Origin of the sequence: Thermus caldilimi (assembly GCF_004684245.1) — a bacterium.
Classification (GTDB): Bacteria; Deinococcota; Deinococci; order Deinococcales; family Thermaceae; genus Thermus; species Thermus caldilimi.
Genome location: NZ_CP038452.1, coordinates 271,273 through 284,196, shown reverse-complemented (window position 1 = coordinate 284,196; position 12,924 = coordinate 271,273). Strand labels below are relative to the sequence as shown.

At 65.5% G+C, this 12,924-nt stretch carries 16 protein-coding genes; 13 read left to right on the top strand and 3 right to left on the bottom strand.

The annotated features are described in order from the left end of the window. Positions 1 to 8 precede the first annotated feature (8 nt). Together EBI04_RS01385 and aroE are read right to left on the bottom strand one after the other, a co-directional pair. The gene (locus EBI04_RS01385) at positions 9 to 581 is read right to left on the bottom strand and encodes an IMPACT family protein (protein ID WP_135257836.1); all 573 of its coding nucleotides are present in this window, start codon (positions 579 to 581) and stop codon (positions 9 to 11) included. A gap of 12 nt (positions 582 to 593) precedes the next feature. Next, the gene (gene aroE, locus EBI04_RS01380; RefSeq protein ID WP_135255726.1) at positions 594 to 1,388 is read right to left on the bottom strand and encodes a shikimate dehydrogenase; all 795 of its coding nucleotides are present in this window, start codon (positions 1,386 to 1,388) and stop codon (positions 594 to 596) included. A gap of 46 nt (positions 1,389 to 1,434) precedes the next feature. Between aroE and EBI04_RS01375 the strand changes: the two genes are divergently transcribed. The 13 genes from EBI04_RS01375 to EBI04_RS01315 all read left to right on the top strand — a co-directional run bounded on the left by EBI04_RS01375 (position 1,435) and on the right by EBI04_RS01315 (position 11,744). Beyond that, positions 1,435 to 2,703: an NfeD family protein gene (locus EBI04_RS01375; RefSeq protein WP_206202051.1), complete on the top strand. Its 1,269-nt coding sequence runs from the start codon at positions 1,435 to 1,437 to the stop codon at positions 2,701 to 2,703. Between the two features lie 2 nt (positions 2,704 to 2,705). Continuing rightward, a complete protein-coding gene (gene floA, locus EBI04_RS01370; protein ID WP_135255725.1) occupies positions 2,706 to 3,683 on the top strand; it encodes a flotillin-like protein FloA in 978 nt (325 codons plus the stop codon). After that, positions 3,680 to 4,084 carry a hypothetical protein gene (locus tag EBI04_RS01365; protein ID WP_135255724.1) on the top strand — a complete coding sequence of 135 codons (405 nt, stop codon included), beginning with the start codon at positions 3,680 to 3,682 and terminating at the stop codon, positions 4,082 to 4,084. Before floA ends, EBI04_RS01365 begins: the two co-directional genes overlap by 4 nt. After that, on the top strand, positions 4,048 to 5,043 hold the full coding sequence (locus EBI04_RS01360; RefSeq protein WP_135255723.1) for a PhoH family protein: 996 nt from the start codon (positions 4,048 to 4,050) through the stop codon (positions 5,041 to 5,043). The genes EBI04_RS01365 and EBI04_RS01360 overlap by 37 nt, the downstream gene beginning before the upstream one ends. Beyond that, positions 5,021 to 5,440: an rRNA maturation RNase YbeY gene (gene ybeY, locus EBI04_RS01355; protein WP_135255722.1), complete on the top strand. Its 420-nt coding sequence runs from the start codon at positions 5,021 to 5,023 to the stop codon at positions 5,438 to 5,440. Before EBI04_RS01360 ends, ybeY begins: the two co-directional genes overlap by 23 nt. Further along, positions 5,395 to 5,793: a diacylglycerol kinase gene (locus EBI04_RS01350; RefSeq protein ID WP_135255721.1), complete on the top strand. Its 399-nt coding sequence runs from the start codon at positions 5,395 to 5,397 to the stop codon at positions 5,791 to 5,793. Before ybeY ends, EBI04_RS01350 begins: the two co-directional genes overlap by 46 nt. 4 nt (positions 5,794 to 5,797) lie before the next feature. Further along, complete coding sequence (locus EBI04_RS01345) at positions 5,798 to 6,160, top strand: hypothetical protein (protein WP_135255720.1); 363 nt, start codon at positions 5,798 to 5,800, stop codon at positions 6,158 to 6,160. A gap of 63 nt (positions 6,161 to 6,223) precedes the next feature. After that, entirely contained in the window at positions 6,224 to 6,694 is a 471-nt protein-coding gene (locus EBI04_RS01340; protein WP_038042767.1) for a GreA/GreB family elongation factor, read from the top strand. A gap of 2 nt (positions 6,695 to 6,696) precedes the next feature. Next, on the top strand, positions 6,697 to 8,172 hold the full coding sequence (lysS, locus tag EBI04_RS01335) for a lysine--tRNA ligase (protein ID WP_135255719.1): 1,476 nt from the start codon (positions 6,697 to 6,699) through the stop codon (positions 8,170 to 8,172). Continuing rightward, positions 8,173 to 9,039: a cation diffusion facilitator family transporter gene (locus tag EBI04_RS01330; RefSeq protein WP_135255718.1), complete on the top strand. Its 867-nt coding sequence runs from the start codon at positions 8,173 to 8,175 to the stop codon at positions 9,037 to 9,039. A gap of 144 nt (positions 9,040 to 9,183) precedes the next feature. Continuing rightward, positions 9,184 to 10,839 carry an acyl-CoA mutase large subunit family protein gene (locus EBI04_RS01325; protein WP_135255717.1) on the top strand — a complete coding sequence of 552 codons (1,656 nt, stop codon included), beginning with the start codon at positions 9,184 to 9,186 and terminating at the stop codon, positions 10,837 to 10,839. A 9-nt stretch (positions 10,840 to 10,848) separates the two neighbouring features. Next, positions 10,849 to 11,268 carry a cobalamin B12-binding domain-containing protein gene (locus EBI04_RS01320; protein WP_135255716.1) on the top strand — a complete coding sequence of 140 codons (420 nt, stop codon included), beginning with the start codon at positions 10,849 to 10,851 and terminating at the stop codon, positions 11,266 to 11,268. Beyond that, positions 11,265 to 11,744, top strand: coding sequence for a PaaI family thioesterase (locus EBI04_RS01315; protein ID WP_135255715.1), 480 nt, complete (start codon positions 11,265 to 11,267; stop codon positions 11,742 to 11,744). The genes EBI04_RS01320 and EBI04_RS01315 overlap by 4 nt, the downstream gene beginning before the upstream one ends. A 256-nt stretch (positions 11,745 to 12,000) precedes the next feature. Here EBI04_RS01315 and EBI04_RS01310 read toward each other — a convergent pair whose 3' ends face one another. After that, on the bottom strand, positions 12,001 to 12,921 hold the full coding sequence (locus EBI04_RS01310; protein ID WP_206202050.1) for an MBL fold metallo-hydrolase: 921 nt from the start codon (positions 12,919 to 12,921) through the stop codon (positions 12,001 to 12,003). Between the last annotated feature and the right edge of the window lie 3 nt (positions 12,922 to 12,924).

Here is a 12,924-nt window from a genome sequence, read left to right as displayed (position 1 = left end):
GTAAGGGCTCACCCCTCCACCTGGGCCTGCCCCCGGGTTTGGTCCCAAAGGGCCCGCAGAAAAGCCTCCTTCTCCTCTTCTGGAAGGCGCAGGGCGAAAGCCAACCCCTCGGGCAGGTAGGTTTCCTCCGCCAGGAAGCCGCGGGCCCTGAGAAACCCGCGCACCCGGCCCGCCTGGGCAAAGGGCACCCGGAAGCGCACCTCCGCCAGGTCCACCAAGGGTACCTTGGGGGCCCGCCGTAAGGCCTCCGCCGCCACCCCCCCGTAGGCCCGCACCAGGCCCCCGGCCCCCAGCTTGACCCCCCCGAAGTAGCGCACCACCAGGACCGCCACCCTATCCAGCCCCTGGGCCTCTATGGCGTGGAGGATGGGCTTACCCGCCGTACCCCTGGGCTCGCCGTCGTCAGAGAAGCGGTAGAGGTTGCCCAGCTTGTAGGCGTAGCAGTTGTGGGTGGCCTGGGGTTCCCGGTGGGCCTGCAAGAAGGCCAGGGCTTCCTCCTCCGAGGCCACCGGGGCCGCCTTGGCAAGGAAGCGGCTTCTCTGGATGACCTCCTCGTACTCCACCGGACCGGCCAGGGTCAGCCCCGCCACCTTCTACCCCTCCCCCAGGGCCTGCAGGGCCGCCGCCTCCATCCCCCGGGCATCGGGCAGGAGGCCTGTCCAGATGCGGAAGGCCAAGGCCCCCTGCCAGGCCAGCATGGGAAGCCCGGTCTGCACCATGAGCCCCCGCGCCTGGGCCTCCCGCAGAAACCGGGTCCAGAGGGGGCGGTAGACCAGGTCCACCGCCGCCCCCTCTCGGGGGAAGAACTCCGCAGGCAACGGGGTAGCGGTGGGGTCCTTAAGCCCCACGCTGGTGGCGTTCACCAGGAGCCGGGCCTCCTTTGCCCGCTCCAGGGGCACGGCCTCTAGGCCAAACTCCTCCGCCAGGGCTTCCGCCCGAGTGGAGGTGCGGTTCCACACCCAAACCTCCAACCCCGCCTCCTTCAAGGCCCAGGCCACCGCCCGCCCCGCTCCCCCTGCCCCCAGGACCAAGGCAGGGCCCATCAGGGGGATCCCCTCGGCCCTCAGGGCCTGCAAAAACCCCGGGGCATCGGTGTTGAAGCCAAAAAGCCTCCCCTCCACGGAAAGTACCGTGTTCACCGCCCCGATGGCCTGGGCCTCCGGGGCCACCCAGTCCAAGAGGGGTAAGGCCACCTCCTTAAGAGGGATGGTCAGGTTGGCGCCCCGGTATTCCCGGCGCACCCTTTCCAGGCGGTCCTTTAGGGCCTCAAGGGGGGTTTCCAAGGCCTCGTAGCTTCCCTCGAGGCCCAGGGAGCTCAAGGCGTACCGGTGCATGGCCGGGGACAGGGAGTGGGCAATGGGACTGCCCAACACCGCCAGGCGCAGCATGAACCTCAGGATACCCCACCCCACTCCCTCATCCAAGCCGTATAGAATGAGGTCGGTGAAAAGGCTCCTTGCCCTATGCTTCCTGCTCTCCCTGGCCCTGGGGAAGACCTACCTCATCCCCATCCAGGGGGAGATCGACCCCGCCTTGGCGGTCTTCGTGGAACAGGCCCTGACCCGCGCCGAACGGGAGGGAGCCAGCGGCGTGGCCTTCCTCATCGACACCCCAGGGGGCCGGGTGGACGCCGCCATCCGCATCTCCGACCGGATCCTGCAAAGCCCCCTTCCCACCCTAGCCGTGGTGCAGAACGCCTTTTCCGCCGGCGCCCTGATCGCCCTTTCCTGCCGCCAGATCGCCATGCTGCCGGGCTCGGAGATCGGGGCCGCCCTGCCGGTGGTGGCTCTTCCCCTGCAGCAGCCCCAGGCGGCGGACCAGAAGATCATCTCCGCCCTGAAGGGCAAGTTCCGGGCGGTGGCCGAGGCCCGGGGAAGGCCGGTGGATCTGGCCGAGGCCATGGTGGACCCCCAGGTGGAGATCCCTGGCCTTTCCGCCAAAGGAGAGCCCCTCACCCTTTCCGCCGACAAGGCGGTGGAGCTCAAGGTGGCGGACTTCAAGGCAGGAAGCCTCTCCGAGGCCCTGCGCCAGGCAGGGTACAGCCTGGAAACGGAAAGGCTTGAGCCTGGCCCCCGGGTGCAGGTGGCCCGGTTCCTCACCAGCTCCACCGTGGCGGGGCTTCTCCTGGCCCTTGGGCTTCTTCTCCTCCTCCTCGAGCTCTTCACCCCGGGCTTCGGGGTCATGGGGACCTTGGGCCTGGCGTTTTTAGCCCTTTACTTTGCTGGGGGGTGGCTTGCCGGGCTTTCCGGGGCCTTCGAGCTGGTCCTCTTCTTCCTGGGCGTGGCCCTCCTCCTGGCCGAGGCCTTCCTCTTCCCCGGCTTCGGCATCGCCGGGGCCCTGGGGGTGGGGGCCATCTTGGCCTCCGTCTACTTCACCTTCGGGGAGAACGCCCTCATGGTCATCGCCATTGCGGTGATCGCCCTGGGCCTGGGCCTCCTCCTCGTCTTCCGCTTCCTGCCCAGGACCCGGCCTGCCAGGGCCTTGGTGCTGGAAAGCGCCATCTCCGAACACGCCACCGGGGACGAGGTGGAGGTGGGCGCCATCGGCGTGGCTCTCACCGACCTGAGGCCTGGGGGTGTGGCCCGCTTCGGCAACAAGCGCATCGATGTGGTGGCCAACCGGGGTTTCCTGCCCAAGGGCACCACCTTGAGGGTGGTGGAGGTCAGGGGACCCACGGTGGTGGTGGAAGCTTTGGAGGAATAGCTATGGAAGGACTTGGCGTGCTCTTTCTGGCCTTTATCGTCCTCATCTTCGTCTTCCTTTTCTTCAGCTTCATCCCGGTAGGCCTCTGGATCTCCGCCTGGGCCGCAGGGGTCAGGGTGCCCTTGATCACCCTGGTGGCCATGCGCTTAAGGCGGGTTCCCCCGGCCAAGATCATCTACCCCCTCATCAAGGCCACCAAGGCGGGGCTGGACGTCCGGCTGGACCGCCTCGAGGCCCACTACCTGGCCGGGGGCAATGTGGACCGGGTGGTGGACGCCTTGATCGCCGCCGACAAGGCGGGCATCAAGCTCACCTTTGATCGGGCCGCGGCCATCGACCTGGCGGGGCGGGATGTGCTGGAGGCGGTACGGGTCTCGGTGAACCCCAAGGTGATCCAGACCCCCATGGTGGCCGCGGTGGCCAAGGACGGGATCCAACTGCTCGCCACCGCCCGGGTGACGGTGCGGGCCAACATCGACCGCCTGGTGGGCGGGGCCGGCGAGGAGACCATCATCGCCCGGGTGGGGGAAGGGATCGTGACCACCATCGGCTCGGCCCTCTCCCACAAGGAAGTGCTGGAAAACCCGGACCGCATCAGCAAGACCGTATTGGAAAAGGGTCTGGACGCGGGCACGGCCTTTGAGATCCTCTCGGTGGACATCGCCGACGTGGACGTGGGCAAGAACATCGGGGCCCAGCTCCAAATAGACCAGGCGGAGGCCGACAAGAAGATCGCCCAGGCCAAGGCGGAGGAGCGCCGGGCCATGGCCGTGGCTGCGGAGCAGGAGAACCGGGCCCTGGTGGAGGCCATGCGGGCCAAGCTGGTGGAGGCCCAGGCCCAGGTGCCTCTGGCCCTGGCCGAGGCCTTGCGCTCAGGGCGGCTTGGGGTCATGGACTACTACCGCTTGAAGAACATCGAGGCCGACACCGACATGCGGGAGTCCATCAGCCGGGCGGCCAAGCCCGAAGGTGAGGAATGAGCCTAGACGACCTCCTGGGTCTCCTTTTCCTACTCTTCTTCATCGTCATCCCTGCCCTGCAGGGCTTAAGCCGTCGTGGCCAGCCTCCCCCCATCCCCCCGGGATTTCCCGAGGACCTGCCCCTACCCGAACCCCAACCTCGCCCCAAGCCCAAGGCCCGGCCCAGGCCCAAGGTTCCTCCGCCCCCGTCCCTTCCCCCACCCCAAAAACCGGAGGGAGAGAGTTTAGAAGGGCCCTCGAGCCCCGAGCGGCAACCCTTGGAAGTGCGGTTCCGCGAGGCATCCTTGCCGGAGGAAGAGCGAAAGAAGCGCCCGCGGAAACGACTGCTCACCACCGACGGTGAAAGCATCTTGAAAGGGGTGATATGGCACGAGATCCTGAAGAAGCCCAAAGGCTGGTGATTCCCCTAAAACCCGAGGAAACCCTGGCCTTTTTAGGCCAGGCGGATCGAAACCTGAAGAAGCTCCGTTCCCTTTTCCGGGAAGCCTTCGGCGACCGGCTCAAGCTCATCATGCGGGGCAACCAGGTGGAGCTGGAGGGCGACCCGGAAGCGGTGGAGGCGGCCGAGCGGGCCGTGCGGGACCTTCTGGCCCTGCTAAGGCAGGGGGCAGAGCTGGACCCACCCACCCTGGAACAATCCGTGGCCCTGGCCCTGCAAGGGGAGGGCCTGTACCAGGCCACCACCCCGGAAACCGAACTGGCGCTACCGGGCCGTCTCAGGCCCAAAACCCCGGGGCAGAGGCGTTACGTGGAAGCCATCGCCCGCCACGACATCACCTTCGGGGTGGGCCCTGCGGGAACCGGCAAGACCTATTTGGCGGTGGCCATGGCGGTGAGCCACCTCCGGGCCAGGAGGGTCAAGCGCATCATCCTCACCCGGCCGGCGGTGGAGGCGGGGGAAAAGTTGGGGTTCTTGCCGGGGGACATCCAGGCCAAGGTGGACCCTTATCTCCGTCCCCTTTACGACGCCCTCTTTGACATGATCGATGCCGAGCGCTTTGAACAGTACCTGCAGTCCGGGATCATCGAGGTGGCCCCCCTGGCCTTCATGCGCGGCCGTACCCTCAACGACGCCTTCATCATCCTGGACGAAGCGCAAAACACCACCCCGGAGCAGATGAAGATGTTCCTCACCCGCATGGGCTTCTCCTCCAAGATGGTCATCACCGGGGACGTCACCCAGATCGACCTGCCCAAGCACCAAAAGTCGGGGCTCATCGAGGCCACCCGCATCCTCAAGGGCATTGAGGGCATCGCCTTCATCTACTTCAAGGAGTCCGACGTGGTGCGCCATCCCCTGGTGGCCCGCATCATCAAGGCCTACGAGGAAGCCGAGCGTGGTGGAGATCGTAGCCAATAAGCGTCCGCCCCGGGGTCTTATCCCCAGACTCCGCCGGGCCCTTTCCGCCTTGATGGAGGAACTGGGCGTGGGAGAGAGAGCCGTCACCGTCATCCTCACCGGGGACCGCAGGATCCGGGCCCTGAAACGGGAGTGGTGGGGGGAGGATGAGGCCACGGATGTCCTTTCCTTTCCCCACTACGAACCCGGAGACCCCTTTGTACCCTCCCACCTGGGGGATATCTGGATCAGCCTGGACACCGCCAAAAGGCAAGCGGAGGAGCGAGGGGTTCCTTTAGAAGAGGAGGTGCTTGTCCTGGCGGCCCATGGGCTATGGCACCTCCTCGGCCACGACCACCAGAAGGAGGAGGATTGGGAGGGCTTCCGCCGCGTCCAAGAGAGGATCCTCGCCCTCTAAAGGGCATTTGGCGCTCCCTGGGCTATGCCTGGGAGGGGGTTCTTTACGCCTGGCGGGTGCAGCGGAACTTCCGCCTCGAGGCCTACTTGGCCCTTCTGGCCCTCGGGCTTGCCCTTTGGCTGGAGGTCAGCCCGGTGCCGGTGCTGCTCGTTAGCGCCCTGGTGCTTTCCCTGGAACTCATGAACACCGCCCTCGAGGCCCTCGCCGACCTGGTGAGTCCGGTATTCCATCCCCTGGTCAAACGGGCCAAGGACACGGCGGCAGCGGCAGTGCTTCTGGCGAGCTTCTTCGCCCTCCTCCTGGGCCTCTACCTTTTCCTGCCTCCCCTCCTCGGGCGGTTTGGGCTAAGCTAGTCCTATGGACCACGAGGAAAGGGAGATGATCCTGGAGATCTTTCCAGGCACTCCCCCCGAGCTCCTCCCCATTGGGGAGATTCTTTATTATCGTGACGAGGAAGGCCGGGTGGTCATCCAGGAAAAGGGTCCCCCGGAGCTCCGCCTGACCCTGGAACCCCTGCCCGGAACCCTGGGAAGCCCTCAGGTGTGCGAGGCCTGCCGCCGCCACCTTTCAGGAAGCGCCCTGGGCTTTTTCCGCCACCCGGTGGGGGGCAGGGAAACCCACCTCCGCTACCTGGTGCTCTGCCTGGACACGGGCTCTTGCGCCAGCCACGCGGAGCCCGAACGTTTGAGGGAAATCCTCCTTCGCGGTATACTCACCTGAGAAGGAGGCCCTTGGGCCAAGGAGGTCGGCTTTGGCCGACCTTCATGACTTACGAGGTGAGCTATGGCGCGCGAGGTGAAGCTAACCAAAGCCGGCTACGAGCGGCTCATGCAGCAACTCCTGCAGGAAAGGGAGCGCCTGCAGGAAGCTACCCGCATCCTGCAGGAGCTCATGGAATCCTCCGACGACTACGACGATTCGGGGCTGGAAGCGGCCAAACAGGAAAAGGCCCGCATCGAGGCCCGGATCGACAGCCTCGAGGACATCCTCTCCCGGGCGGTGATCATAGAAGGGGCCGCCACCGAGGTCATCGGCCTGGGCTCGGTGGTGGAGCTGGAAGACCCCGTTACCGGCGAGCGCCTGGAGGTGCAGGTGGTCTCCCCCGCTGAGGCCAGCGTCCTGGAAACCCCCATGAAGATCTCCGACGCCTCCCCCATGGGCAAAGCCCTCCTGGGCCACAGGGAAGGGGATGTGCTCAGCCTGGAAACCCCCAAGGGCAAGAAGGAGTTCCGGGTGGTTTCGGTGCGCGGCTAAACATGAACGAGCAGACGCGGCAACGCCTACTCAACCTAGAAGCCCTGGTGGAGGCGGGGTTTCAACCCTATCCCTATCGGTATCCCAAGACCCACAGCGCAAAGGAAATCCTATCCGCCAAGGAGGGGGCTCCCCCGGAAAGCGAGTGGGAGGAGGAGGTGGCCTTGGCCGGGCGCATCGTGGCCTTAAGGCGCATGGGGAAGGTCACCTTCGCCCACCTCCTGGACGAAAGCGGCAAGATCCAGCTCTATTTCCAAAAGGACCTCACCCCAAACTACGAGCTTTTGAAGAAGCTGGACGTGGGGGACATCCTGGGGGTCAAGGGCACGGTCTTCACCACCAAAACCGGGGAGGTCACGGTGAGGGTCCTCTCCTGGACCCCCCTGGTGAAAAGCCTCCACCCGCTCCCCGACAAGTGGCACGGGATCAAGGACAAGGAGGTGCGCTACCGGCAGCGCTACCTGGACCTCATCGTGAACCCCGAGGTGCGGGAGGTCTTTCGGCGGCGCACCGCCATGGTGCGCTACATCCGCCGCTTCTTTGAGGAACGGGGATTCTTGGAGGTGGAAACCCCCATCCTTCAGGCCACCACCGGCGGGGCGGAAGCCAGGCCCTTCAAGACCTATCACAACGCCTTGGACCACGAGTTTTACCTGCGCATCTCCCTGGAGCTTTACCTGAAGCGCCTTCTCGTGGGCGGGTTTGAAAAGGTCTTTGAGATCGGGCGGAACTTCCGCAACGAGGGCATTGACCACAACCACAACCCCGAGTTCACCATGCTGGAGGCCTACTGGGCCTACGCCGACTACCAGGACATGGCCAAGCTGGTGGAGGAACTCCTTTCCGGACTGGTCCTCCACCTCTTCGGCAGCTACCAGGTCCCCTATCAGGGCCGGGTGCTGGACTTTACCCCACCCTTTAAACGCATCTCCTTCGTGGAGGCTTTGAGGGAAAAGGCCGGCCTGCCCTTTGACCCCTTGGACCTGGAAAGGCTGAGGATCTTCGCCGACGCCCACCACCCCGAACTGGCCCAGGTTCCCAGCTACAAGCTTCTGGACAAGCTTTTCGGCATCTACGTGGAGCCCGAACTCCAGAACCCCACCTTGGTCTTCGACTTCCCCCTGGCCATCAGCCCCCTGGCCAAACGGCACCGGGAAAAGCCTGGGCTCACGGAGCGCTGGGACCTTTATGCAGGTGGGATGGAACTCGCCCCCGCCTACTCCGAGCTTAACGATCCCCTGGACCAAAGGGAACGCTTTTTGGAACAAGCGCGGCGCAGACGGGAAGGGGACGAGGAGGCCCCCGAGCCCGACGAGGACTTCCTGTTGGCCCTGGAGTACGGCATGCCCCCGGCGGCGGGGCTGGGCCTCGGCTTGGACCGTCTGGCCATGATCCTCACCGACCAGCCCTCCCTAAGGGACGTCCTCCTCTTCCCCTTGCTCAAACCCAAGCGGGAACTGGTGGAGGAAGAAGCCTAGGTGGCGGAAAGGGCTGCCCGCCTCAGCCTCCTGGTGGCCCTGTGGGTCCTGGGGCTAAAGGCCTTGGCCTACCTCCTCACCGGCTCGGTGGCCCTGCTTTCCGACGCCCTCGAGTCCACGGTGAACGTGGCCGCGGCCCTCATGGCCCTCTTCGCCATCCGCTTCGCCCAGCGCCCCCCCGACGAAACCCACCCCTTCGGCCACAGCAAGGCCGAATACTTCTCCGCGGTGTTGGAGGGAGTCCTTGTGGTGCTGGCCGCCTTTCTTATCGCCAAGGAATCCATCCCTCGCCTCCTTCATCCCAGGCCCCTAGGGGACCTGGGACCGGGCCTCCTGGTCAGCCTCCTGGCTTCCCTGATCAACGGCCTTCTCGCCTGGCACCTCCTCCGCCAGGGGAGGCGCCTGCGCTCCCCCGCCCTCACCGCCGATGGCTACCACGTCCTTTCCGACGTGCTCACCTCCGTGGGGGTTCTCGCCGGGGTAAGCCTTGCCTGGGCCACGGGGTTATGGGTGCTGGATCCCTTGCTGGCCCTTTTGGTGGCGGGGAACATCCTCCTCATGGGCTTCCGCCTGGTGCGCCAGTCCGTGGGAGGGCTTATGGATGAGGGACTCTCCCCAGCGGAGGTGGGCCGGATCCGAAAAACCATCGCCGAGGCCTTGGGGGGAAGGGCCCTCGAGGTCCACGACCTCAAAACCCGCAAGGCGGGGAACCGGGCCTTTTTGGAGTTCCACCTGGTGGTGCCGGGGTCCATGACCGTGGAGGAAGCCCACCGGCTCTGCGACGAGCTGGAAAGGACTTTGGAGAAAACTTTCCCCGGGCTTGCCGTCACCATCCACGTGGAGCCGGAAAGCGAGCGGAAGCGCTAAAGGATAGGGCTGCCCCCTGGCCACTCGAGAAGGTGGCTTCAAGGTGCCGCCGACAGGTTGGCTTTTCCCCACCGGCGAAGGAGTCTTCTAACGCTCTTTTCCTTAGGCGCATAAAAGCGTAGAATATGGTCCAAGGGAGGACCCATGCGCAAGAAGCACGACTGGCTCAGGGAAACCTACCAGAAGAGCCTGGAGAAGATGCCCGAGAGGCCCGTGGCCCACCGCACCCTTTCGGACATCGCCCCGGACCCCCTCTACACCCCGGAGGACATCGGGGTCCTGGACCCGGAGTACGAGGAGAAGCGGGGCTACCCCGGGGAGTACCCCTACACCCGCGGGGTCTACGGCTCCATGTACCGGTCCAAGCTCTGGACCATGCGCATGTTCGCCGGCTTCGGCACCGCCGAGCAGACCAACGAGCGCTTTAAAAAGCTCCTCAAGGCGGGCCAGACCGGGCTCTCCGTGGCCTTCGACCTCCCCACCCTCATGGGCTACGACTCCGATCACCCCCTTTCCAAGGGGGAGGTGGGGAAGTGCGGGGTGGCGGTCAGTAGCCTTGCGGACATGGAGATCCTCTTCGAGGGGATCAACCTCGAGGAGGTCACCACCTCCATGACCATCAACAGCCCCGCCAACGCCATCTGGGCCATGTACCTGGCAGTGGCCAAGAAGCGGGGCCACGACTGGAAGAAGCTGGGGGGCACCATCCAGAACGACATCCTCAAGGAGTTCATCGCCCAGAAGGAGTTCATCTTCCCCCCCGAGCCCAGCGTGAAGCTGGTCATCGACACCTTCGAGTGGGGGCCCAAGAACGTCCCCAAGTGGAACTTCATTTCCGTATCCGGCTACCACATCCGGGAAGCGGGCTCCACGGCGGTGCAGGAGCTGGCCTGGACCCTAGCCGACGGGTTTGAGTACGTGGAAGCCGCCCTCAAGCGGGGCCTGGACGTGGACGAGTTCGCCCCCCGCATCAGCTTCTTCTTCGACGTCCACAACGACTTCTTTGAGGAGATCGCCAAGTTCCGCGCGGCCAGGCGCATCTGGGCCAAGGAGATGCGCCACCGCTACGGGGCCAAGAACCCCCAAAGCTGGATGCTCCGCACCCACGCCCAGACCGCCGGGGTTTCCCTCACCGCCCAGCAACCCCTGAACAACATCGCCCGGGTGGCCATCCAGGCCCTGGCTGCCGTCCTTGGGGGCACCAACAGCTTGCACACCGACGCCTACGACGAGGCCCTAGCCCTGCCCACGGAGGAATCCGCCACCATCGCCCTCCGTACCCAGCAGATCATCGCCTACGAAAGCGGGGTCACCCACACCATCGACCCCCTGGCGGGGAGCTACTACGTGGAGTGGCTCACCGACGAAATGGAGCGCCAGGCCATGGCCATCATTGAGGAGATCCGCCGCATGGGGGGCGTGGTGCGGGCCATTGAGGAAGGCTACTTCCTGCGGGAACTGGCCGAGGCCAGCTACCGCTACCAGCAGGAGGTGGAGCGCAAGGAAAGGATCATCGTGGGGGTGAACGCCTTCACCGACGAGATCCCCTTGAAGGTGCCTATCCAGCTGGTGGACCCCGAGGTGGAACGGGTGCAGGCAGAGCGCCTGGCCCGGGTGCGCCGGGAGCGGGACCCCAAGCGGGTGGAGGAGGCCCTTGCGGGCCTAAGGCGGGCTGCGGTGGAGGGGCAGAACACCATGCCCCACTTCGTGGAGTGCGCCCTGGCCTACTGTACCCTGGGGGAGATGATGGACGTCTTGCGGGAGGTCTACGGCACTTACCAGGAGCCAGCTTACGTTTAGGATTAGCGTATGGACAGGCGCATACGGGTGCTCATCGCCAAGCCCGGGCTGGACGGCCACGACCGCGGGGCCAAGGTGGTGGCCCGGGCCTTAAGGGATGCCGGCATGGAGGTGATCTACACGGGGCTCAGGCAGACCCCGGAGATGATCGTGTCCGCGGCCATCCAGGAGGACGTGGACGCCATAGGGCTATCCATCCTCTCCGGGGCCCACATGCACTACTTCCGGGAAGTGAAGCGGCTCCTCGAGGAGCAAGGAGCCTCGGATATCCTCCTCTTCGGGGGAGGGATCATCCCCGATGAGGATGTGCCCAGGCTGAAGGAGCTGGGGGTGGCGGCGGTATTCGGCCCCGGCACCAGCACCCAGGACATCGTGGACTTCTTGAAACGGGCGGTGCCCGAGCGCTGGCGGGCCCAGGGCTTGGCATGAAGGCCATCCAGCTTTACTACCCCCCGGAGTGGGCCCACTGCTACGGGTGCGGCTACTTGAACCCCATGGGCCTCCACCTCAAGACCTACTGGAAGGCGGACGAGGGCCAGAGCGAAACCCGTTTCACCCCAAGCCCCCACCACACCGCCATTCCCGGGTTCGTCTACGGGGGGCTTCTCGCCTCCCTGGTGGACTGCCACTCCACCGCCACCGCCGCCGCCGCCAAGGCCCATGCTGAGGGCCTAGATCTAGAAACCCATCCCCTCCGTTTCGTCACCGCCAGCCTCAAGGTGGACTACCTGAAGCCCACCCCCCTGGGTCCGGAGCTCGTCCTGGTGGGCCGGGCCAAGGAGGTAAAGGGGAGGAAGGTGGTGGTGGAAACCGAACTCTACGCTGAAGGGGTGCTTACGGTGCGGGGAGAGGCAGTCCTGGTGCAGATCACTGAAGGCTTCGGCCAAGGAGATAGCGCTCCCTGAAGTGGATCAAGGGGGAGGGAGCCTCCGCCTTGGGGGAGGTGTGAACGACCCGATCCAGCCAGGCCTCCTCCCGCACCCGCTTGATCTCCCCCCTTTCCGCTACCGGGAAGGCACCTCCCGCTCATGAAGAAGCCTGGTCAGATGGTCCTCGTGGAGGCGCCAGGAGGCCGAGGCCCCTCGAGGGCGTCGCCCCGCGCGAGCCTAGGGGTAGGCTCGACCCAAGCCCCCGCCCACCGCGCGTGGTTTGCCCATCGCCTCAAAACTCGAAGAAGGCAGGTACAAACTCGAACCCTTCCCCCAAGGGGTGGATGTGGCCAAGCCCCGGCCAGGGAAAGTGATAGGCGGTGACCAGGCTCCTCTCCTGGGAGACCTTCCGGAGCAAGCGGGCCCGGGTGCGCACCGCCAGTTCCTTGTCCATGTCGAAGCCCAGGTACGCCTGAGGGAAGCGCAAGGAGAGGAGGAAATGCCCCGCGGCATCGCCAAAGATAAAGAGGCGACGGCCCTGGGAGAGGACCTCCAGGCTCATGTGCCCCGGGGTGTGGCCGAAGGAGGCCACCGCCTGCACCCCCGGCAGAATCTCCTCCCCATCCTGCACGGGTCGGATGCGGTCCCTAAGGGGCACGAGGGCCCGGTTTACCGCCGGGGAAGGGTTCTGGAACCAGTACGCTAGCTCCGCCTGGCCCATGAGGTGTTGCGCCTGGGGGAAGATCGGCCTTCCCCCCTCGTCCACCAGGCCGCCGATGTGGTCAGGGTGGCCATGGGTAAGGAAGAGGTGGGTGATGTCCTCTGGAGCGTAACCCGCCAGGGCCAAGTGTTCCAAAAGCCTCCCTCCGGCGCCTGCTCCCCGGCCGGTATCCACCAGAAGCCTAGCTTGACCCGTGTCCAACAGGACGGGGTTGAAGTTGTTCCGGGTAGCCTCCGGGTCGAGGAAGTGCTCCCTCAGGGTTTGGCGGAAAGCCTCCTGTAGCTCGGGGTTTGCCCCCCAGTTGGGCAAAAGTGGCCCTGGGGCCGACTGGCCGTCGGAGAGGATCACCGCGGTCCAAGATCCCAGGGAAAAGCGGTAAAAACCCCCCCCGTTCACCCCCCGGCTCGAATGCCCCTCTCCTTGGGCCAAGGCCCCCGCGCCGGAAGCCAGCAAAAAGGCCCCTGTACCCTTCAGAAACTGCCTGCGCTCCATACT